Source organism: Pseudomonas sp. HTZ2 (assembly GCF_033173945.1).
Classification (GTDB): Bacteria; Pseudomonadota; Gammaproteobacteria; order Pseudomonadales; family Pseudomonadaceae; genus Aquipseudomonas; species Aquipseudomonas guariconensis.
Map to the genome: position 1 here is coordinate 718,191 of NZ_CP137332.1, position 21,208 is coordinate 739,398.

At 62.4% G+C, this 21,208-nt stretch carries 17 protein-coding genes; 4 read left to right on the forward strand and 13 right to left on the reverse strand.

All coding sequences use genetic code 11. From position 1 onward, the window contains the following. Nucleotides 1-20: 20 nt before the first annotated feature. From R6G97_RS03475 to R6G97_RS03535, 13 genes are all read right to left on the reverse strand, one after another. Nucleotides 21-1,100 carry a polyamine ABC transporter substrate-binding protein gene (locus R6G97_RS03475; RefSeq protein ID WP_102081244.1) on the reverse strand — a complete coding sequence of 360 codons (1,080 nt, stop codon included), beginning with the start codon at nt 1,098-1,100 and terminating at the stop codon, nt 21-23. Between the two features lie 56 nt (nt 1,101-1,156). Next, complete coding sequence (locus R6G97_RS03480) at nt 1,157-1,498, reverse strand: cupin domain-containing protein (RefSeq protein WP_043208147.1); 342 nt, start codon at nt 1,496-1,498, stop codon at nt 1,157-1,159. Nucleotides 1,499-1,531: 33 nt separating this feature from the next. Continuing rightward, complete coding sequence (locus R6G97_RS03485; RefSeq protein WP_317847818.1) at nt 1,532-2,938, reverse strand: NAD(P)/FAD-dependent oxidoreductase; 1,407 nt, start codon at nt 2,936-2,938, stop codon at nt 1,532-1,534. 64 nt (nt 2,939-3,002) lie between these two features. After that, a complete protein-coding gene (locus tag R6G97_RS03490) occupies nt 3,003-3,812 on the reverse strand; it encodes an AraC family transcriptional regulator (RefSeq protein ID WP_043208151.1) in 810 nt (269 codons plus the stop codon). Between the two features lie 352 nt (nt 3,813-4,164). Continuing rightward, the gene (locus tag R6G97_RS03495; RefSeq protein ID WP_043208153.1) at nt 4,165-5,133 is read right to left on the reverse strand and encodes a peptide ABC transporter ATP-binding protein; all 969 of its coding nucleotides are present in this window, start codon (nt 5,131-5,133) and stop codon (nt 4,165-4,167) included. Next, nucleotides 5,133-6,101 carry an ABC transporter ATP-binding protein gene (locus R6G97_RS03500; protein ID WP_043208155.1) on the reverse strand — a complete coding sequence of 323 codons (969 nt, stop codon included), beginning with the start codon at nt 6,099-6,101 and terminating at the stop codon, nt 5,133-5,135. The genes R6G97_RS03495 and R6G97_RS03500 overlap by 1 nt, the downstream gene beginning before the upstream one ends. A 10-nt stretch (nt 6,102-6,111) precedes the next feature. Continuing rightward, a complete protein-coding gene (locus R6G97_RS03505) occupies nt 6,112-7,038 on the reverse strand; it encodes an ABC transporter permease subunit (RefSeq protein ID WP_043208158.1) in 927 nt (308 codons plus the stop codon). Between the two features lie 10 nt (nt 7,039-7,048). Then, a complete protein-coding gene (locus tag R6G97_RS03510) occupies nt 7,049-8,059 on the reverse strand; it encodes an ABC transporter permease subunit (protein ID WP_043208159.1) in 1,011 nt (336 codons plus the stop codon). 78 nt (nt 8,060-8,137) lie between these two features. After that, entirely contained in the window at nt 8,138-9,733 is a 1,596-nt protein-coding gene (locus tag R6G97_RS03515) for an ABC transporter substrate-binding protein (protein WP_043208161.1), read from the reverse strand. A gap of 65 nt (nt 9,734-9,798) precedes the next feature. After that, nucleotides 9,799-11,175, reverse strand: a complete 1,377-nt coding sequence (locus tag R6G97_RS03520; RefSeq protein ID WP_253131231.1) for an OprD family porin — start codon at nt 11,173-11,175, stop codon at nt 9,799-9,801. Nucleotides 11,176-11,378: 203 nt separating this feature from the next. Then, complete coding sequence (locus R6G97_RS03525) at nt 11,379-12,971, reverse strand: ABC transporter substrate-binding protein (RefSeq protein WP_090345308.1); 1,593 nt, start codon at nt 12,969-12,971, stop codon at nt 11,379-11,381. A 162-nt stretch (nt 12,972-13,133) separates the two neighbouring features. Further along, the gene (locus R6G97_RS03530; RefSeq protein WP_090345310.1) at nt 13,134-14,759 is read right to left on the reverse strand and encodes an ABC transporter substrate-binding protein; all 1,626 of its coding nucleotides are present in this window, start codon (nt 14,757-14,759) and stop codon (nt 13,134-13,136) included. A 334-nt stretch (nt 14,760-15,093) separates the two neighbouring features. Beyond that, a complete protein-coding gene (locus R6G97_RS03535) occupies nt 15,094-15,810 on the reverse strand; it encodes an SIMPL domain-containing protein (RefSeq protein ID WP_043208170.1) in 717 nt (238 codons plus the stop codon). 198 nt (nt 15,811-16,008) lie between these two features. Here R6G97_RS03535 and R6G97_RS03540 point away from each other — a divergent pair, with 198 nt between their 5' ends. The 4 genes from R6G97_RS03540 to R6G97_RS03555 all read left to right on the forward strand — a co-directional run bounded on the left by R6G97_RS03540 (nt 16,009) and on the right by R6G97_RS03555 (nt 21,156). Continuing rightward, nucleotides 16,009-17,268, forward strand: coding sequence for an ATP-binding protein (locus R6G97_RS03540; protein ID WP_317847819.1), 1,260 nt, complete (start codon nt 16,009-16,011; stop codon nt 17,266-17,268). After that, complete coding sequence (locus tag R6G97_RS03545) at nt 17,265-17,825, forward strand: response regulator transcription factor (RefSeq protein WP_070093026.1); 561 nt, start codon at nt 17,265-17,267, stop codon at nt 17,823-17,825. Before R6G97_RS03540 ends, R6G97_RS03545 begins: the two co-directional genes overlap by 4 nt. A gap of 976 nt (nt 17,826-18,801) precedes the next feature. Continuing rightward, nucleotides 18,802-19,743, forward strand: a complete 942-nt coding sequence (locus tag R6G97_RS03550; protein WP_317847820.1) for an AEC family transporter — start codon at nt 18,802-18,804, stop codon at nt 19,741-19,743. Between the two features lie 54 nt (nt 19,744-19,797). Beyond that, nucleotides 19,798-21,156 carry an amino acid permease gene (locus tag R6G97_RS03555; protein ID WP_317847821.1) on the forward strand — a complete coding sequence of 453 codons (1,359 nt, stop codon included), beginning with the start codon at nt 19,798-19,800 and terminating at the stop codon, nt 21,154-21,156. Nucleotides 21,157-21,208 lie beyond the last annotated feature (52 nt).

The window sequence follows — 21,208 nt, forward strand, 5'->3', positions numbered from 1 at the left end:
CCGCTTGCCGCTGACGACTGTCAGTTGCCTGCTTTGATACTGGTCCAGATCCGTGTACGGATGCGGTCGATCTTCGCCGGCATCGCCTCCAGGGCATACAGCTTGCCCAGTACCTCGTCACTCGGGTAGATCATGCTGTTGGCCTTGAGTTTCGGGTCCACCAGGCTGTCTGCCTTCAAGTTGCCGTTGGCGTACTGCACAGAGTCGCTGATATTGGCCATCACCTCTGGCTGCAACAGGTAGTTCATGTAGGCGTAGCCGGCTTTTTCGTCCGGTGCGTCGGCGGGCATGGCGACCATGTCGAACCACAGCGGCGCCCCTTCCTTGGGTATCGAGTAGCCCACCTTCACCCCATTGTTCGCCTCTTCGGCGCGGTTCTTCGCCTGCAGCACATCCCCCGAGAAACCTACCACCACGCAGACATCGCCGTTGGCCAGGTCGCCGGTGTACTTGGATGAGTGGAAGTAGCTGATGTACGGCCGCACCTGCATCAACAGCGCCTTGGCTTTGTCGTAATCGGCCGGGTTCTGGCTGTGGTGCGGCAGGCCCAGGTAGTGCAGGGCGATCGGTAGCAGCTCCGGGCCGTTGTCCAGCACGGCAACGCCGCAGCTTTTGAGTTTGGAAATGTTCTCGGGCTTGAAGATCAGGTCCCAGGAGTCCACCGGCGGATTGTCGCCCAGTACCGCCTTGACCTTGTCGATGTTGTAGCCAATGCCCGTGCTGCCCCAGAGGTAGGGGAAGCCATAGCGATTGCCCGGGTCGTTCACCTCCAGCGCCTTGAGCAGCACCGGGTTGAGGTTATGCCAGTTGGGCAACTGGCTCTTGTCCAGCGGCTTGAGGGCTTTGCCCTGGATCTGCCGGGCCATGAAGTGGTTGGAGGGGAACACCACGTCGTAGCCGGAGTTGCCCGTCATCAGCTTGCCGTCGAGGGTCTCGTTGCTGTCGAACACGTCATAGGTCGGCTGGATGCCGGTGGCCTGCTGGAACTGCTTGAGGGTGTCGGGGGCGATGTAGCTGGACCAGTTGTAGATCTTCACCGAGTCGGCGGCGTTGGCCACGCAGGTGGCGAGCATCAGAGGGGCGAGCAGGAGGGTGCGCATGTCCGGTATACCTTGCTGTGCTTGTTGTAATCGAAGGGCGGCAGGCGATCGTCGGATCAGAAAATCAGAACGTAGGTCTTGCGCACTGTTTCCTGGATATCCCAGGTGCCGGTGCTGTTGGCCGGCAGCATCAGGGCGTCGCCGGCTTCGATGAGCAAGGGCTCGCCACCGTCGGGGGTGAAGGTGCAGCGGCCCTTGATGAAATGGCAGAACTCCTGCTGCACGATCTGCCGCCGCCAGCGCCCCGGGGTGCACTCCCAGATGCCGGTTTCGACGCCGTCGTTGCGCTCGACGCAGGTCACGGAGGTGACCGCAACCGGCTCGCCGAGAGGGACGGCGACAGGACTGGTGCTTTCCAGGGTGACGCTGCCCGTGTGCTTGAACTGGGTGATGCTCATGACCTTGGATCCTGTGTGTTGGTTTGGGTTGAATCAGCGCATGAAGCCTTCCATGAAGTCGGCAAGCGTGCTGGCCAGGCGCCTTCGCCAAGGAGCGCTGCCGGGCTGGGCGAGGGTCTGGTCCTCGTGCACGAAGCTTCGGATGATCGCGTTGTAGCCCAGCCAGCGGCAGGGCTCGGGCGGCCAGCTGGCCAGGCTCGACAGCGGGCGGTTGTCGTACACCCAAGGCTGCGCGGTCAGGGCGTTGTGCTGGCCGAGTATCAGCGCGGCCAGGGTGCGTCCGCCCAGGTTGGTGGCGCCGACACCTTCGCCGCCATAGCCGCCCGACAACGCAATGCCGCGCTGGCGATCGCACAGCATGTGCGGGTGGAAGCGCCGGGCCATGCCCAGGTTGCCGCCCCAGGAATGGGTGATGCGCACGTCCTTGAGCTGTGGGAACAGGTCGCCGAACAGGTAGCGGCGCAGGGCGATCTCGCTGTCGGTAAGGCTGAAGTCTTCCCGCAGCCGGCCGCCGAAGCGGTAGCCGCCACGGGCACCGAATACCAGGCGGTTGTCGGCGGTGCGTTGGCCATAGGTGACTTGGCGGCTGCCCTCGCTGAAGGCCTGGCCCTGATCCAGGCCGATCTGTGCCCAGGTCGATTCAGGCAGGGGTTCGGTGGCCACCAGCAGGCTCTGCACGGGCAACTGATGACGTCCCAGCGGCGGCAGACTGGCGGCGTAGCCTTCCACGGCTGGCACGATCCACTGGCTGCGGATCGTCGCCTGGGGCGTACGTACCTCGCCGGTTCGCCAGTCGATGGCCGGGGTGTTCTCGTAGATCAGTACGCCCAGGCGTTCGACCGCACGGGCCAGGCCGCGCACGAGTTTGGCCGGCTGGAGGGTAGCGACATGCGGGCTGAAGATCGCGCCATAGGCATTGCTCACCCGCAGTTGGCCATTCAACGCCTCAGGCCCCAGCCAGCGGTAGTCGTCTTCATTCATGCCTTGGCGATAGAGGTCATCCAGGTAGGCACGCAGACTGCGTTCCTGCTCCGGGTAACGGGCGGCGCAATAGAGCACGCCGCCTTTGCGGTAGTCGCAGTCGATGCCTTCGCGTTGCAGGACGCTGTGGACCTCGTTGGGGATGTCATGCAGCAAATCGGTGCTGGTGCGGCGTTGCTGGGGCGAGAGGGTGGCGAGCATCCGGTCCTCGCCCAGCAGGTTGCCCATCAGCCAGCCGCCATTGCGGCCCGAGGCGCCGTAACCTGCGATATTGGCGTCGATCACCGCGACGTTCAGTTGTGGCGCCTGGCGCTTGAGGTAATAGGCGGTCCATAGGCCTGTGTAGCCGGCGCCGATGATGCATACATCCACCTCCAGGTCCTGGTCCAGGGCCGGGCGGGCGCAGAGTGGCTCCTCGAGCTGGTCCATCCAAAGGCTGATCGTACGCCAGGCTTGCATCGGGTTCGGCTCCACATCCGTAAAGGTCTGCGGGCGATCCTAGTGGCGTGTGGGGAGGGTTGTCTTACGTGCGTGCACGCAGGGAAATCTGCTTCACATAGGCCTTGGGCGACAAACCGGTGTGCTCGCGGAAGCACTTGTAGAACGCCGACAGCGAATTGAAACCCGCGGCAAAGGCCAGATCGTCGACCGGGGTTGTCGCGTGCTGGGCGTCGAGGCTGGCCAACAGATGTTGCAGGCGGGCCTGGTTGACGTAACGGTAGAAGCTTTGGCCGAGCACCTGGTTGAGCAGGTAGGAAATCTGATTACGGCTGTAGCCGCTGTGGTCGGCGACCTGTTGCAGGTCCAGCTCCGGGTCAAGGTAGGGGCGCTGTCGCTGAAAGTAGTGCTCCAGGTCCTGGGCCATGGTGGAGAGCTGGCGCGGTGAAAGGCCCAGGCGGCTGGTGGCCGAACGCGGGTTGGCGCGGCGGGCGCCTTGGGCATCACGACGCACCAAGGTGGCGTATTCGTTGATACGCCAGATCAGCCCATCCTTGACGGTGATCGCCTCGCTGGCCTGGAACGCCACCAATCCGTCACCACCCTGGACCGTGACTTCGTACTGGATGAATGCCGTGCAGCCGTCCACGCGGATGCGGTCGCTGTGTACGATGTCTTCGCCGACCTGGTGGGGCAGCGAGGCGCGAACGTAATCGCGCAGCTCATCGATGCCGAGCACGCGGTTCTGGAAGAAGTCGTGGTATTGGATGTCGGGGTGGTACAGCGCCATGACGCCGTCGAGGTCGCGGTGCTTCCAGCACAGGTGGTAGCGCAACACGGTGTCGGCGGTGAGCGGGGTTTGCTCGGGGCCGTCGGGGAGGGTAGTGGCGGTCATGGACACTGATAGTGCATTGCAGAACACCCTGGCGCAAGGCTGCGGATCCAGCATATTGCACGGTGTTGCCAAGCGGCTTGTCGGCTAAGCCGTTGATTACGCTGAGGGTAATTTTTCAGTGAGGCTGGCATGGGCACTGCAGCTGTCTTTTCACCAACGAACGGGAGAAAGGCCATGCGCTCGATACTGCTTTGGATGATTGGGGTGCCGATTCCGGTGATCATTTTGATCTGGTTCTTCATGCATTGAGGCACAGGGCCACTGTGCGGCCTGTTCACGGCTAACCCGCTTCCACAGGGGGAGCGATGATCCTGGTGGAAGCGGGTTTACCCGCGAACAGGTCTAGACCGATCTAGAGAAACTGCTCGGCGTAGTGGCAGGCCACCTGCCGCGTACCCACTTGTCTCAACGCTGGTATTTCTTTGGCGCAGCGCTCGGTGGCATACGGGCAGCGCTTGTGGAACGCACAGCCGTCCGGTGGATTGAGTGGGTTGGGCAGCTCACCGGCGATACGGATCTTCGGCTTGAGTGGATCGGGGTGAATCGCCGGAGTCGCCGACAGCAGCGCCTGGGTATAAGGGTGCAGGGGCTTCTCGTAGATATCCTCCTTCGGTCCCATCTCCGCCGGTCGTCCCAGGTACATCACCAGCACCTGGTCGGCCACGTGTCGCACTACCGCCAAGTTGTGGGAGATGAACACGTAGGCGGTGTTGAACTCCTTCTGCAGGTCCATGAACAGGTTCAGCACCTGTGCCTGGATCGACACGTCGAGGGCCGACGTCGGCTCGTCGGCCACCAGTACTTTCGGCTGCAGCATCATCGCCCGGGCCAGGGCGATGCGCTGGCGCTGGCCACCGGAGAACATGTGCGGATAGCGCTGGTAGTGCTCCGGACGCAGGCCGACCTGCTCCATCATCTTCTGCACTTTCTCGCGGCGTTCGGTCTTGCTCAGCGAGGTGTTGATCAGCAGGGGTTCTGCGAGTTGGTCACCGATCTTCTGCCGCGGGTTGAGCGAGGCGTAAGGGCTCTGGAAGACCATCTGCACGTCGCGGCGCAGTTGCTTGCGCTCAGCCTTGCTGGCGCCTTTGACCTCCGTTCCGGCGATCTGCAGGGAGCCGGAGGACGGCTCCTCGATCAGCGTCAGGGCTCGGGCCAGGGTGGACTTGCCGCAGCCGGACTCGCCGACCACGGCAAGGGTCTTGCCGGCCTCCAGTTCGAATGACACGCCATTGAGGGCGCGCACCAGCGCATGGCCCTTGAACAGGCCGCGGGAGACTTCGTAATGGCGGGTCAGCTCACGGGCGGATAGGACGACGGTCATCACGCCACCTCCTGGTTCAGCGGATAGAAGCAACGCACCAGGCTATGGGCCTGGGGATCGAGGGGCGGACGCTGCTGGCGGCAGTTTTCCTGCACATAGGGGCAGCGCGGCGACAACAGACAGCCCTTGGGCCGGTCGTAACGCCCTGGCACGATGCCTGGCAGCGTGGCCAGGCGCTCGGCCCCGATGCTGTGCTCGGGGATGGCAGCCAGCAAGGCCTCGCTGTAGGGGTGAGCGGGGACGTCGAACAGCTCCGGCACCTGGCCCACTTCCACGGCTTGGCCGGCATACATCACGCATACGCGCTTTGCGGTCTCGGCCACCACGGCCAGGTCGTGAGTGATGAGAATGAGCGCCATGTTGCGCTCTTTCTGCAGGTTCACCAGCAGTTCCATGATCTGCGCCTGGATGGTCACATCCAGCGCCGTGGTCGGTTCGTCGGCAATCAGCAGCTTAGGTTCGCCGGCAATTGCCATGGCGATCGCCACACGTTGGCTCATGCCGCCGGAGAGCTGGTGGGGATAGGCGTCCAGACGGCTTTCGGCAGCCGGGATCTCGACTTTCTTGAGCAGCTCCAGGGCCCGCTGTCGAGCGGCCTTGCCCTTCAGGCCCAAGTGCTGGCGCAGGACTTCCTCGATCTGGTAGCCCACGGTGTAGCTGGGATTCAGGGCGGTCATCGGGTCCTGGAAGACCATGGCGATGTCCTTGCCCACGACCTTGCGCCGTTGCCGGCCGCTCAGCTTGAGCATGTCGGTGCCGTCGAAATTGAGCACGTCGGCGGTGATGCGCCCGGGGGCGTCGATCAGGCCCATCAGGGCCATCATGGTCACCGACTTGCCGGAGCCGGACTCGCCGACGATGGCGAGGATTTCGCCGGCGTCTACCGCAAGGTCCAGGCCGTCCACCACGGGTACGGCGTTGGCGTCGCCGAAGCGCACGTTCAGGTTGTTGATCTGCAACAGTGACATGGCGTTCTCCTCAGGCGGCGTTCTTGAGTTTCGGGTCCAGCGCATCGCGCAGGCCGTCGCCCATCAGGTTGATTGCCAACACACTGAGCAGGATCGTCAGGCCCGGCAGGCTCACCACCCACCAGGCGCGCTCGATGTAGTCGCGGGCCGAGGCCAGCATGGTGCCCCATTCGGGCGTCGGCGGCTGCACGCCCAGACCCAGGAAACCCAGGGCGGCGGCGTCGAGGATCGCCGAGGAGAAGCTCAAGGTGGCCTGTACGATCAGCGGCGCCATGCAGTTGGGCAGCACGGTGACGAACATCAGGCGCGGCAGGCCGGCTCCGGCCAGACGTGCGGCGGTGACGTAGTCACGGTTCAGCTCGCCCATCACCGCCGCGCGGGTCAGGCGTACGTAGGAGGGCAGCGAGACGATGGCGATGGCGATCACGGTGTTGATCAGGCCAGGGCCGAGGATGGCGACGATGGCCACGGCCAGCAGCAGCGATGGCAGCGCCAGCATCACATCCATCAGGCGCATGATCGAAGGGCCGAGGATCTGCGGGAAGAATCCGGCCAGCAGGCCCAGCAGGATGCCAGGGATCAGCGACATCACCACTGACGACAGGCCGATCAGCAGCGACAGCCGCGCGCCCTGGATCAGGCGTGAAAGCAGGTCCCGGCCGAGCTCGTCGGTGCCGAGGATGAACTGCCAGGTACCGCCTTCGAGCCACACCGGCGGGGTGAGCAGGAAGTCGCGGTATTGTTCGCTCGGGTTGTGCGGCGCGATCCAGGGGGCGAACAGTGCGCAGAACACGATCAGGCACATGAAGGCAAGGCCGGCCACGGCGCCTTTGTTGCGCGAGAACGCCTGCCAGAATTCCTTGTACGGGGAAGGGTAGAGCAGGCTCTGGTCCACTGGGCTGGCCGGTGTGACGGATTTTGGAATAGGGCTAGTCATGGCTTGGGCCTCAGCGCTGATGACGGATGCGTGGGTTGGCCAGGCCGTAGAGGATGTCCACGACGAAGTTGACCAGGATCACCAGGCAGGCGATGAGCAGGATGCCGTTCTGGACCACGGGGTAGTCACGGGCGCCGATGGCTTCGATCAGCCACTTGCCGATGCCCGGCCAGGAGAAGATGGTTTCGGTAAGCACGGCACCGGCGAGCAAGGTGCCGACCTGCAGGCCGAACACCGTCAGCACCGGGATCAGTGCGTTGCGCAGGCCGTGGATGAACACCACGCGGCTGGGCGACAGGCCCTTGGCGCGGGCGGTGCGGATGTAGTCTTCGCGCAGGACTTCGAGCATTGAAGAGCGGGTCATGCGGGCGATCACTGCCAGGGGGATGGTGCCCAGCACGATGGCCGGCAGGATCAGGTGCATGACGGCGTCCTTGAACGCGCCTTCCTCGTCGCTGAGCAATGTGTCGATCAACATGAAGCCGGTTTTCGGCTCGATGTCGTAGAGCAGGTCGATCCGCCCTGAGACCGGCGTCCAGCCAAGGCTCACCGAGAAGAACATGATCAGGATCAGGCCCCACCAGAAAATCGGCATGGAGTAGCCGGCCAGCGAGACGCCCATGACCCCGTGGTCGAACAGCGAGCCGCGCTTGAGCGCGGCGATCACCCCGGCCAACAAGCCAACGATGCCAGCGAACAGCAAGGCGGCGAAGGCCAGTTCGAGGGTGGCGGGGAACAGGGTGAGAAATTCGTTCCACACGCTCTCACGCGTGCGCAGGGACTCGCCCAGGTCGCCCTGGGCCAGCTTGCCGATGTAATCCACGTACTGCACCGGCAGCGGTTTGTTCAGGCCCAGGCGCTCCATGGCCTGGGCGTGCATTTCAGGGTCGACCCTGCGTTCGCCCATCATCACTTCCACCGGGTCGCCGGGGATCAGGCGTATGAGCGCGAAGGTCAGCAGGGTGATGCCGAAGAAGGTCGGAATCAGCAAGCCGAGGCGCCGGGCAATAAAACTCAACATCGTCGGGTGTACCTCATTAAGCCGGTCAGGCGGTGCCGCCGGTTCCCGTGTGGGTCGCTGGCGGTCGTTGTTGTTGTGTTACTTCACCTTGGTGGTGGCGAAGTTGTTGTTGGTCAGAGGGTTGATCACGTAACCCTCCACGTTGTCACGCATGGCGGTGAACATCTTGGGATGGGCCATGTTGATCCAGGGTTGGTCGTCATCGTACACCCTCATGGCCTCGGCATAGACCCATCCGCGCTCTTCATCCTTGGTGATCGTGCGTGCGCGGGTGATCAGATCCTGGAACGTCTTGTTGCACCAGCGGGCGTAGTTCTCACCGTTCTTTGCAGCCTCGCAGCTGAGCAACGGGCCGAGGAAGTTGTCCGGGTCACCGTTGTCGCTGGCCCAGCCGGCAGACACCAGGTCGGCTTCACCGGCTTTGGCACGGCGCAGCATTTCGGCCCATTCCATCACCCGGATGTCCAGCTTGATGCCGATCTGGGCCAGGTCCGCCTGGAGCATCTCGGCGGAGAGCCGCGGGTTGGGGTTGGTTGGCCCGCCACCGTTGCGGGTGAAGAGGCTCATCACGGTCCCCTCCGGCACGCCAGCTTCCTTCAACAGCGCTCGGGCCTTGTCCAGGTCGCGTGGCGGATTCTGGATCGTCACGTTGTTGCCCAACATGGTATGCGGGTACGGATTGACCGCCTCGGTCGCGTTGCCTTTGCCGAACAGCTGGTCAATGTGATGCTGACGGTCGAAGGCCATATTGAGGGCTTTGCGCACCCGTACGTCATTCAGGTACTTGTGCTCTGTGTTCATGGCGATGTAACCGGTGACCAGCGCCTCGATCTCGGCAACCTTGAGTTTCGGATCGGCCTTGATCGCCGGCACGTCGTCCGGCTTTGGATACAGGGCGATCTGACACTCGTTGGCACGCAGCTTTTGCAGACGCACGTTGCTGTCGGTGGCGATGGCGAAGATCAACGCGTCTGCCGGTGGTTTGCCCCGGAAGTAATCCGGGTTGGGCTTGTAGCGAACCTGGGCGTCCTTGTTGTAGCGCTGGAAGATGAACGGCCCGGTGCCGATCGGCTTGCTGTTGAGCTCGCCAGTCTTGCCGGCCTTGAGCAACTGGTCGCCGTACTCGGCGGAGTAGATCGAGGTGAAGGCCATGGCCATGTCGCGCAGGAAGGGGGCTTCCGGACGGGTCAGGGTGATCACCACGGTGTGGTCGTCGGTCTTGCTTACCGACTTGAGCAAGTCCTTGAAGGCCATGCTCTCGAAGTAGGGATAGCCGACGCTGGTCTTGTCGTGCCAGGGATGCTTCGGGTCAAGCTGGCGGTTGAGGCTCCAAAGCACGTCATCGGCATTGAAGTCGCGTGTGGGTTTGAAGTACGGGGTGGTGTGGAACTTTACGCCTTCGCGCAGGTGGAAGGTGTAGGTCAGCCCGTCCGGGCTGATGTCCCAGCTTTTGGCCAGCGCTGGCTGGATATCGGTGGTACCGGGCTTGAAGTCGACCAGGCGATTGAAGAGCGTCTCGGCCGAGGCGTCGGCGGTGACCGCGGTGGTGTACTGGACGATGTCGAAGCCTTCCGGGCTCGCCTCGGTGCACACCACCAACGGCTTGGCCGCGAGCTGGGTCGCGGCGCCGAGAAGGACGGCCGCCAGGGCGGCACGTAATGGTAGCGATGTCATGAAACCTCCCTGCAGATTGTTCCAGCGTAGCGCTTCGGCCCGCACAAGGCGGGCCGGCGCGGGGGTCAGAGGATGTTGAATGGAATGGTGGTGACGATACGCAGCTCGTCCAGGCTACCGTCGGCCTGGGCTTTGCTGGCGCGGTGCGCGGTGTAGGTGGCGCGGATGCTGGTGTCTTTCAGCGGACCGCTCTGCACGGCGTAGCTGGTACCGATGCCCCACTCGTAGTGGGTCTCGCCATCCATGCCTTTGACGTCGTAGGCATCGCCCCGGTAGTGGGTGCCGTCGATACCCCAGCCACGGGCGTTGTAGACGTTGAACTTCAAGCCCGGCACGCCATAGGGGGCCATGTTCAGCACGTAGGAGATCTGCAGGGACTTCTCGTTGGGGCCGTTGAAGTCCGACAGCAGCGAGTTGGCCAGGTAGATGCCGTTGGTTTCGTGCAGGTAGTCGAAGTACTCGTTGCCGTTGACCTGTTGCCAGGAGGCGCTGAGCGTGTGGGCCTGATGGGTGAGGCCGAACGACAGGCTGTAGGTGTCGTTGTCGATCTCGCCCATCTTCTTGCTGCCGGTATCCACGGTCTTGTAGTAGTTCAGGCCCGTGGTCAGGCTCAGCACCGCGCTGTCGCCCAGCACGTGGTTGGCGCCGAAATAGTACTGGTTCCAGAAGTCGTCGACCTTGGTGGCGTAGAGGCTGGTGGAGAGGCTCTTGAACGGCTGGTAGTTGACCCCGGCGGTGCTGGCACGGTCGGTTTCCACGCCATTGCCATACTCGCTGCGGAACTTGCTCAAGCTCTGCTCGGTACGGGGCGAGACGCGGTCGAAGGTGCCCAGGTCGAACGACAGGTTGTCGAATTCGGCGCTGTGCAGGAATGCACCCTGGAAGCTCGACGGCAACGCGCGGTTGCCGATGTAGGAAATCATCGGCGTGTCCACCGACTGACGGCCCACGGTAAGGGTACTGTTGGATACCCGTGCCTTGACGTTGCCCAAGCCCATCTTGCTCCACTGGCCGATCACGTCGCCATCGCTGTGGGTCAGCGTGCGGTTGTTCGGCCCGGCCACCGCGGCGCGGCCACGCTCGAGGGCGATGGCGTTGTAGCCGGCGGCTTCGACAGCGAAGCCCACGGTGCCTTGGGTGAAGCCTGAGCTGTAGTTCAGGATGGTGCCCTGCATCCAGTTGTCACGGCTGTGAGTCCGGTGCAGAGTGCCGTCGCTCTTGTAGTACCTGAACAGCGGTGCGCGGGTGGCGCGTTCGCGGGCGTACCAGTTGCGCGTGCTACCGGTCAGGCTCTGGCCTTCGAGAAAGCCTGTGGCCTCGGCCTGCTCGCTGCTGGATTTGAGGGTGACCGGGACGAAGTCCTGGCTGACGGGTTCGGCCTGGGCTGTGGCGGACAATGCGCCTAACGACAGGGCCAGTGCGGTAAAGGTTGTACGTCTCAAGGTGAAGCTCCCTTTCTATTTCTAGTTATTCCCGCGCCTTGTGGGCTGGGTGTTTTGCTGCGGTGTTGCCAGGGGTGCCGCGGGATCGCCGGGCAGAGTCGGGGGCGTTGTGCTGGCGGTGCCGGTCTGTTCATGGATAAACCCGCTGCCGCAGGGGCGGTGATCAGTGCGGGAGCGGGTTTACTCGCGAAGAGAGGGGCTAATCAGTCAACACTCACACCGGAAAAGTCGTTGCGTCCAAAGGGGCTGACGCGAAAGTCCTTGACCTTGGCGCTGATCGGCTGGTTGACCGTGGAGTGGGCCACCGGGGTGATCGGCACCTGTTGCTTGAGACGTTGCTGGGCTTGCTGATAGAGCCGGGTGCGCTGCTCGCGGTCGGTGACCTGCTTGGCCTGCTTGACCAGCGTGTCGTACTCACGGTCGCACCACAGGGAGTAGTTGTTGCTGCCGATGGCATCGCAGCTGTACAGAGTCCCCAGCCAGTTGTCCGGGTCGCCGTTGTCGCCGGTCCAACCGATCAGGGCGATGTCGTGCTCGCCGTTTTTCATGCGCTTGAGGTATTCCCCCCATTCGTAACTGACGATCCTGGCCTTGATGCCGACCTTGGCCCAGTCGGCTTGGAGCATCTCGGCCATCAGCTTGGCATTGGGGTTGTAGGGCCGCTGTACCGGCATGGCCCACAGGGTCACTTCGGTGCCCTCCTTGACGCCGGCGGCCTGGAGCAGTTCGCGGGCTTTGGCCGGGTTGAAACCTGCGTCCTTGATGGTTTTGTCATAGGACCACTGAGTCGGCGGCATGGCGTTGACCGCCGCCTGGCCGGAGTCTTGGTACACGGCCTGGATGATCGCCTGCTTGTTCACGGCCATATCCATGGCCTGGCGTACCTCGAGGCGATCGAAGGGCGGATGCTGGGTGTTGTAGGCGATATAGCCAAGGTTGAAGCCCGGCTTGTGCAGCACGCTCAGCTTGCTGTCGGCCTTGATCGCCGGCAGGTCGGCGGGGCGGGGGTGCAAGGTGACCTGGCATTCGTTGCGGCGGAGTTTCTGGATGCGTACCGAAGGGTCGATGTTGATGGAGAACACTAAGTTGTCGAGCTTGACCTGCTCCGGCGCCCAATAGGCCGGGTTGCCCTTGTAGCGAATCTGCGAATCCTTCTGGTAACGCTGGAACACGAACGGGCCGGTGCCGATCGGCTTTTGGTTGATGTCGCTGGCGCGACCTTCGGCCAGCAGGTGGTCGGCGTATTCGGCGGAGAGGATCGAGGCGAAGCTCATGGCGAGGTTCTGGATGAACGCGGCATCGACACTGTTGAGGGTGAACACCACCGTCAGCGGGCCGGTCTTTTCGACCTTGGCGATGTTCTTGTCCAGCCCCATGCTGACGAAGTAGGGGAACTCGGTGGGGTAGGCCTTGCGGAAGGGGTGTCGTTTGTCGAGCATGCGATTGAAGGTGAACAGCACGTCGTCGGCGCTGAAATCACGGCTTGGCGTGAAGTCCTTGTTGCCATGGAACTTGACGCCTTCGCGCAGGTGGAAGGTGTAGCGCATGCCATCCTCGGAGATCTCCCAGAAGGTCGCCAGCGCCGGATGCACGGCAGTGCCGCCTCGCTCGAATTCGACCAGGCGGTTGTAGATCGGCTCGGCGGCATCGTTGTCGGTAGCGCTGGTGTACTGGGCGGTGTCGAAGCCGGCCGGGCTGCCTTCGGAACAGAACACCAGGTTCTTGGCGAGCAGGTCGGGGGCCTGGGTCATCAGGCCGAGGCCAAGCAGGGTGCCGAGGAGAGTGATGGGGCGCATGGCTAGTCCTTTTGCATCTGTCGTGCCGCAACTTTGTAGGAATCGCGGCAACAGGAATCCGATCCCGCTGCGGGTGGCATCGGGAGGGCGCTCGTTTCTGGGGGGCGCTCGTGGCGCGGAATGTCACCGTGGGCGCTCAGGCCCACGGCGCAGGGGCTGGCCCTATTTCTCCACGCTGACGCCGTAGAAGGAGTTCAGGCCGAACGGGCTGATCTTGAAGTCCTTCACCTTGTCGCTCATCGGCTGATAGACAGTGGAGTGAGCGATCGGCGTGATCGGCACTTGCTCCTTGAGGATGTGTTGCGCTTTTTGATACAGCTCGGTGCGCTTGGCCTGGTCGGAAGTGGCCTTGGCCTGCTTGATCAGGTCGTCGTAGGGCTTGTAGCACCACTTGGAGAAGTTGTTCCCATCCATGGCATCGCAGCCGTAGAGGGTACCCAGCCAGTTGTCGGGGTCACCGTTGTCGCCGCTCCAGCCGATCAGCATGGCGCCTTGCTCGCCGCCTTTGGAACGCTTGATGTACTCGCCCCACTCGTAGCTGACGATCTTGGCCTTGATGCCGATCTTGGCCCAGTCGGACTGGAGCATTTCGGCCATCAACTTGGCGTTGGGGTTGTAGGGGCGCTGCACGGGCATGGCCCACAGGGTGATCTCGGTGCCTTCCTTGATGCCGGCTTCCTTGAGCAGCTGCTTGGCTTTCTCCGGGTCGTACTTGGCATCCTTGATGGAGGTGTCGTAGGACCACTGCGTCGGCGGCATGGCGTTGACCGCCAGTTGGCCTGCGCCCTGGTACACCGATTCGATGATCTGCTGCTTGTTCACCGCCATGTCCAGTGCCTGGCGAACCTTCAGCTGGGACAGGGGGTTGGCTTCGTTGCTGCCCTTGATCTTGTCCATCACGTTGTAGGCGATGTAGCCAAGGTTGAAGCCGGCCTGTTCAGGCATTTGAAGTTTCGGATCTTTCTTCAGCGGCTCGATATCGGCAGGGCGTGGGAACAGAGTGACCTGGCACTCGTTCTTCTTGAGCTTCTGCATGCGTACCGAGGCGTCGGTACTGATGGCGAAGATCAGGTTGTCGATCTTCACGTCATCGGGGTTCCAGTAGTCCTTGTTGCCCTTGAAACGGATCTGGGCGTCCTTCTGGTACTTGCTGAACACGAACGGGCCGGTGCCGATCGGTTTCTGGTTGATGTCGGCGGCCTTGCCCTGCTTGAGCAACTGGTCGGCGTACTCGGCGGACTGGATCGAGGCGAAGCTCATGGCCAGGTTCTGGATGAAGGCGGCGTCCACCTCGTTGAGGGTGAAGCGTACGGTGTGATCGTCGACCTTTTCGAGACGGGCGATGTTCTTGTCCATGCCCATGTCGGTGAAGTAGGGGAATTCGGTGGGGTAGGCTTTGCGGAACGGATGGTTCTTGTCGAGCATGCGGTTGAAGGTGAACAGCACGTCGTCGGCGTTGAACTCGCGGGTCGGCTTGAAGAAGTCGGTGGTGTGGAACTTGACGCCTTCGCGCAGGTGGAAGGTGTAGGTCTTGCCGTCGTCGGAGACGTCCCACTTGGTTGCCAGCCCCGGAATGACCGCGGTGCCGCCGCGCTCGAACTGGGTGAGGCGATTGAAGACGGTTTCGGCCGAGGCGTCGAAGTCGGTTCCTGTGGTGTATTGGCCCGGGTCGAAGCCTGCGGGGCTGCCTTCGGAGCAGAACACCAGGTTGGTCGCGGCTAGCGCGGAGGGTGCGCCGGCGAGCAAGCCTGCGCTGACCAGGAACGGAATGACTGCGTGTTTAAGCATGGTGGCCTCATTGTTGTCATTTTTCGATTGAGGCGGCCTCGTGAGCCGACCTGCGGATACTTATGCAGGGTAGATCGCCAATGCAACAGGCAGAGGGATAGTTGACGTCAAAATTGTGGGACTAACGTACATGGATGTCGCATCCATGTAATTTTCATGAAAGTTGAACGTTTGCGCTGGTTTTTTGCAGGCAATTTGCCAGATGTTTTTCAACTTTGAAGTCAATAGGAAAGCAGCTATAGCGCTGTAGGAATGAGGCTTTGAAACTGTCAGTTCTGGAAATGACATCAAAGCGACGGGCATTGCACCCGTCGCTTCGGTTCACTGAGGTCGATCAGGGCATCTGGACTTCGATCAGGCCATCGGCGTTCATGCTGACTTCGCTGGTACCGGCTTCGATGTCCGGCGCGGGAGCGGCTTCATCGGCTGCCATGGCCTTCATGGCCATCGGCGCGCTGCGCAGGTAGGGGCGTGGGTAGCCGCTGCTGTTGAGGTTCAGGCTGACCACTTTGTAGCCTTTGCCGCCGAGGGCTTCGGTGGCCAACTGGGCGCGTGCCTTGAAGGCGTCGACGGCCTCCTTGAGCAGGGCGTCCTCGTTGCTCTTGCGGGTGGCTTGGGCAATGGAGAAGTCCATGCCGCCCATTTTCAGGTCTTGGAGCAGCTCCCCGGTGAGTTTGGACAGGGCTGGGAAGTCGGCGCTTTCCAGGCGCAGTTCGGCGCGTTCGCGCCAGCCAGTGATCTTCTGGCCTTTGCTGTCATAGACCGGGTAGCTGTTGCGGCTACCCTGGCTGATCTTCACGTCCTTGACCTGGCGTGCCTGCTGCACGGCTTTGTTCATGGTCTCGGTGATTTCCTTGGCCAGCTTGCCTGGGTCGTTGTTCTGGGCTTCGCTGTACAGGGTTACGACCATCAAGTCGCGCGCCACTTCCTTGGTGACTTCGGCGCGCAGCGATACCTGGTTGTAGCGCGGCGCATCGTCCGCCAACGCCGGCAGGCTGGCCAGCAGGCCACAGGACAGGATCAGCGCGGTGCCACGACGGGGGATGTGCATGTAGGACTCCTTGGCAAATAAAGGCGCGGGCATTGTCCATCCCGCGCATGGCCCATCAGACCGGGAACAGTGTAGTGGGTTCCTAAATGCCATCATTAACCTGTGACAAAGTGTGGCGCTTTGCCGCATCGCTGCAGCGGGGCGCCTGGCTTCGGTATACTCCGGTCGATTTTCCTGGAGCACTCATCAGGAGAGCTCATGCTCGCTGCCGCACATCCGCTGTCCGCTACGCGCCAGAACCTCTGGCGTCTGACCTTCATCCGTATCCTGGTCCTGGCCGCCCAGGCTGGCTCCGTTGGCGTGGCCTACTGGACCGAACTGGTCCCGCTGCCCTGGCTGTCGCTGGCTATCACACTGGCCTTGTCGTCGTTGCTGTGTGCCTTCACCGCCTTGCGCCTGCGCTTGTCGTTGCCGGTCACCGAACTCGAGTATGCCCTGCAGCTGGCCTGTGACCTGCTGATCCACAGTGCCTTGCTGTACTACTCCGGCGGCTCGACCAACCCGTTCGTTTCCTACTACCTGGTACCGCTGGCGATCGCCGCGGTGACCTTGCCATGGATCTATTCGCTGGTGCTGTCTGGCATTGCTCTGGTGGCCTATAGCCTGCTGCTGGTGCAGTTCTACCCGCTCGAGACCCTGCCCATGGCGCGGGAAAAGATGCAGGTCTATGGCATGTGGTTGAGCATCGCCTTGGCGGCCGGCGTGATCACGTTCTTCGCCGCACGCATGGCTGAAGAGCTTCGTCGCCAGGAGAAACTGCGCGCCGATCGCCGCGAGGAGAGCCTTCGAGACGAGCAACTGCTCGCCGTGGCCACCCAGGCCGCCGGGGCCGCCCATGAACTGGGCACGCCTCTGGCGACCATGAGCGTGCTGCTCAATGAAATGCGTCAGGACCACACAGACCCGCAATTGCAGGAAGACCTGGAGATCCTTCAGGACCAGGTCAAGCTGTGCAAGGAGACCTTGCAGCAACTGGTCCGCGCCGCCGAAGCCAACCGTCGTCTGAGCGTGGTCGAGCAGGAGGTGACCGCCTGGCTGGATGAAGCGCTCAACCGCTGGCACCTGATGCGCCCGGAGGCCACCTACCGCTTCCAGCGCCTGCGCGATGGCCAGGTTCCGCGTCTGACGCCTTCCCCGGACTTGACCCAGGCCTTGCTCAATCTGCTTAACAACGCCGCCGATGCCTGCCCCGAGGATCTGGAAGTGCGCCTGGACTGGAACGCCCAGGACATCATCATCACGATCCGCGATCACGGCCCTGGCGTTCCCGTCGCCATCGCCGAGGCGATCGGTAAACCCTTCTTTACCACCAAGGGCAAAGGCTTCGGCCTGGGCCTGTTCCTGAGCAAGGCCAGCGTGACCCGTGCTGGCGGCTCGGTGAAACTCTATAGTCATGAACAGGGCGGCACCCTCACCGAGCTGCGCCTGCCCCATGGCAAGCGAGGAGATGAACGATGAGCGAAGAAAACCTGGTCGAAGGCGAAGAGCTGCCGCACTTGTTGCTGGTGGACGACGACGCCACCTTCACCCGCGTCATGGCGCGCGCCATGAGCCGTCGCGGTTTCCGCGTGAGCACCGCCTCCTCGGCCGAGGAGGGGTTGGTGCTGGCCAAGCAGGACGTGCCTGATTACGCGACCCTAGACCTCAAGATGGACGGCGATTCCGGGCTGGCGCTGCTGCCCAAGCTGCTGGAGCTGGACCCTGAAATGCGGGTGTTGATCCTGACGGGTTATTCGAGCATCGCCACCGCGGTTGAGGCTATCAAGCGCGGTGCCTGCAACTACCTGTGCAAGCCGGCGGACGCCGATGATGTGTTGGCGGCGCTGTTGTCCGAGCATGCGGATCTGGATTCGCTGGTGCCGGAGAACCCGATGTCGGTGGATCGTCTGCAGTGGGAGCATATCCAGCGGGTGTTGGCCGAGCATGACGGGAACATATCCGCGACGGCGCGGGCCCTTGGGATGCATCGGCGTACGTTGCAGCGTAAGTTGCAGAAGCGGCCTGTGCGGCGGTGAGGCTTTGTGGTTTGTGGTTGTGGGTTTTGAGGTTTGTGGGCTTATCCGTTTTATTTGTCGACGGTTAATCACCTTTCCGCCTTTACGGCGGGTCACTTTTGGTCTTGGCCAAAAGTAACCAAAAGCCGCGCGCCCCTGCATCCGGCCCGGCGCTTCGCACCGGGTTCCCTCGCTGCGGTGTCTTACGGGGCCTCGCGGCCTCCGGCTGGCTGCGCCAGCCTCCATCTCGCGACTTCGGCTACGCCGAAGGGCGCTACGCGCCTGCCCCTACAGACACCTCCGCTCGGCCTGCTGATGGGGCGCAAGTTACGGGCGGCGCCTGGGCTGGCGTTGTTTCGTTGAGTGGTTTTTGTGGTGAGCTTTTGGGCCTATTTGCGATTAAATCGGGACGCCGAACCGCCGTTCACACAGGCTCACCGCCGCTCTTTAGAACGGCGCTGTGCCTGTAGGAGCGGCGGTTCGACGTTCCTACTCGTGAATAGGCAGGAATAAACACCCAAACAATTAACTTGTTTGCCGTTGCCGTTGCCGTTGCCGTTGCCGTTGCCGTTGCCGTTGCCGTTGCTTTTGATGCGCGATAGTCCAGACACCACCCATCGCGACCTCAGAAGGCCGAGTGGAGGTGTCTGTAGGGGCAGGCGCGCAGCGCCCTTCGGCGTGAGCCGAAGTCGCGAGATGGAGGCTGGCGTAGCCAGCCGGAGGCCGCGGAGCCCCGTAAGGCACCGGAGCGGAGGGAACCCCGGAGCGCAGCGCAGGGGCCGCATGTGGGAGCCAGCGGTTTTTGCCTACTTTTGCCCAAGAGCAAAAGTAGGTCGCCGTAAAGGCGAAAAGCGCCGGTGGCGCCCCCACCAAACCCGGATATTCACCCAGCCTGAAAGCCAAACTTGCAGGAAGCTTCCTAAATCACCGCCAATTCCCCGCAACTCCCACCGCTCGCGTATCATTAGCCCCCTAACGGCAACCCCCAGGACCCGCAATGCTCGCCCTCCTCATCCAGACGCTGAACATCACGGCCCCGGTGTTCGCCATGCTGTTCATGGGCGTGCTCCTCAAACGCATCCGCCTGATCGACGACAGCTTCATCAAGGTCGCCTCGACCCTGGTCTTCAATGTCTGCATGCCAGCCTTACTGTTCCTGGGTATCTATCACGCCGACCTCGCCACCGCAGTCAAGCCCGGAGTACTGGTCTATTTCATCATCGCCACCCTGGCAGGCTTCGCCATGGCCTGGGGCCTGGCCATCTGGCGCTGTCCGCCTGTCGACCGGGGCATCTACACCCAGGGCGCCTTTCGCGGCAACAACGGTGTGATCGGCCTGGCCCTGGCGGCCAGTCTGTACGGTGACTACGGCATTTCCCTGGGGGCAGTGCTCGCGGGGTTGGTAATCCTTTTGTACAACTCCCTGTCGGCAGTGGTCCTGGCGGTCTACAGCCCGGACCTGAAGTCCGACCCCTGGAGCATCTGCAAGAGCATCCTGAGCAACCCGCTGATCATCAGCGTGCTGCTTGCCGCCCCCATGGCTTACGCCCAGATTCCATTGCCCAACTGGTTGCTCATCTCCAGCGACTACTTGGCGCAAATGACCCTGCCGCTGGCACTGATCTGCATCGGTGGCACCTTGTCCCTCGCGGCGCTGCGTGACAGCGGCAGGCTGGCGATCGATGCCAGCCTGGTCAAGGTTGTCTGGCTGCCATTGCTCGGCACGCTGGGCGCCTGGTTATGGGGTTTTCGAGGAGCGGAACTGGGCATCCTGTTCCTCTATATCGGCAGCCCGACCGCCGCTGCCAGCTATGTGATGGCGCGGGCCGCCAATGGCAATCATGAGCTGGCAGCCTCGATCATCGTGATTACTACGCTACTTGCTGCGATCACCACCAATATTGGCATTTTCATCTTGCAGTGGGGCGGATGGATCTAGATCCTTGACTGCAAACAACACCAACAACACTGCCTCCCGAATTGAGGACACTTCATGCAAGACCAGAGCACGCCCGAGCGGTTGCAGCGCGGGCTGAAGAATCGCCACATCCAGCTTATCGCGCTGGGCGGGGCCATCGGCACCGGGCTTTTCCTGGGAATCGCCCAGACCATCCAGTTGGCCGGCCCGTCCGTTCTGCTGGGCTACGCCATCGCTGGCTTGATGGCTTTTCTGATCATGCGCCAACTCGGCGAGATGGTGGTCGAAGAGCCGGTCGCTGGCAGCTTCAGCCACTTCGCCCATAAGTACTGGAGCGAGTTCGCAGGTTTTGTCTCAGGCTGGAACTACTGGGTGGTGTATGTGCTGGTCGGCATGGCCGAACTCACGGCCGTCGGTATCTACGTGCAGTACTGGTGGCCGGATTTCCCCACCTGGGCCACCGCAGCGATCTTCTTCGTGGTGATCAACGCCATCAACCTGACCCAGGTGAAGGTCTACGGTGAACTGGAGTTCTGGTTCGCCCTGGTCAAGGTGGTGGCCATCGTCAGCATGATCGGCTTTGGTGCCTGGCTGCTGGGCAGTGGCCATGGCGGGCCGGACGCCAGTGTTGCCAACCTGTGGCAGTACGGTGGGTTCTTCCCCAACGGCATCACCGGGCTGATCATGGCCCTGGCGGTGATCATGTTCTCCTTCGGCGGGTTGGAGCTGGTGGGAATCACCGCTGCTGAAGCGGACAACCCCCGTGAAAGCATTCCGAAGGCCACCAACCAGGTGGTCTATCGCATCCTGATTTTCTACATCGGCGCCCTGGCGGTGCTGTTGTCGCTCTACCCTTGGCAGAAAGTCGTGCAAGGCGGCAGCCCGTTCGTGATGATCTTCCACGAACTGGATAGCGATCTGGTGGCGACCATCCTCAACATCGTGGTGCTCACCGCTGCGCTGTCGGTGTACAACAGCTGCGTATACGCCAACAGCCGCATGCTGTTCGGCCTGGCCAGCCAGGGCGATGCCCCGCGTCAATTGCTGAAAGTCAGCCGCCGGGGTGTGCCGTTGACCGCGTTGGGTGTCTCTGCGCTGGCGACAGGGCTTTGCGTGCTGATCAACTATCTGATGCCGGGGGAGGCCTTCGGCTTGCTGATGGCGCTGGCAGTATCGGCACTGGTTATCAACTGGGCGAGCATCAGCATCACCCACCTGAAGTTCCGCAAGGCCAAGCTGGCGGCGGGCATCATGCCGTTCTACCGCAGTCTGGGACATCCGCTGACCAACTACCTGTGCCTGGCATTCATCGTGTTGATCTTGGTGGTGATGTACCTGACGCCACCGATCCGCATTTCCGTGATGCTGATCCCGCTGTGGATCGCGGTCTTGTGGGTGGCGTTCAAGTTGAAGAAGGCTCGCCAAGCCAGATAAGAACGGCGGCGGCTTCGTCGCGGATGAATCCACTTCCACAGGTGTTGCGCAC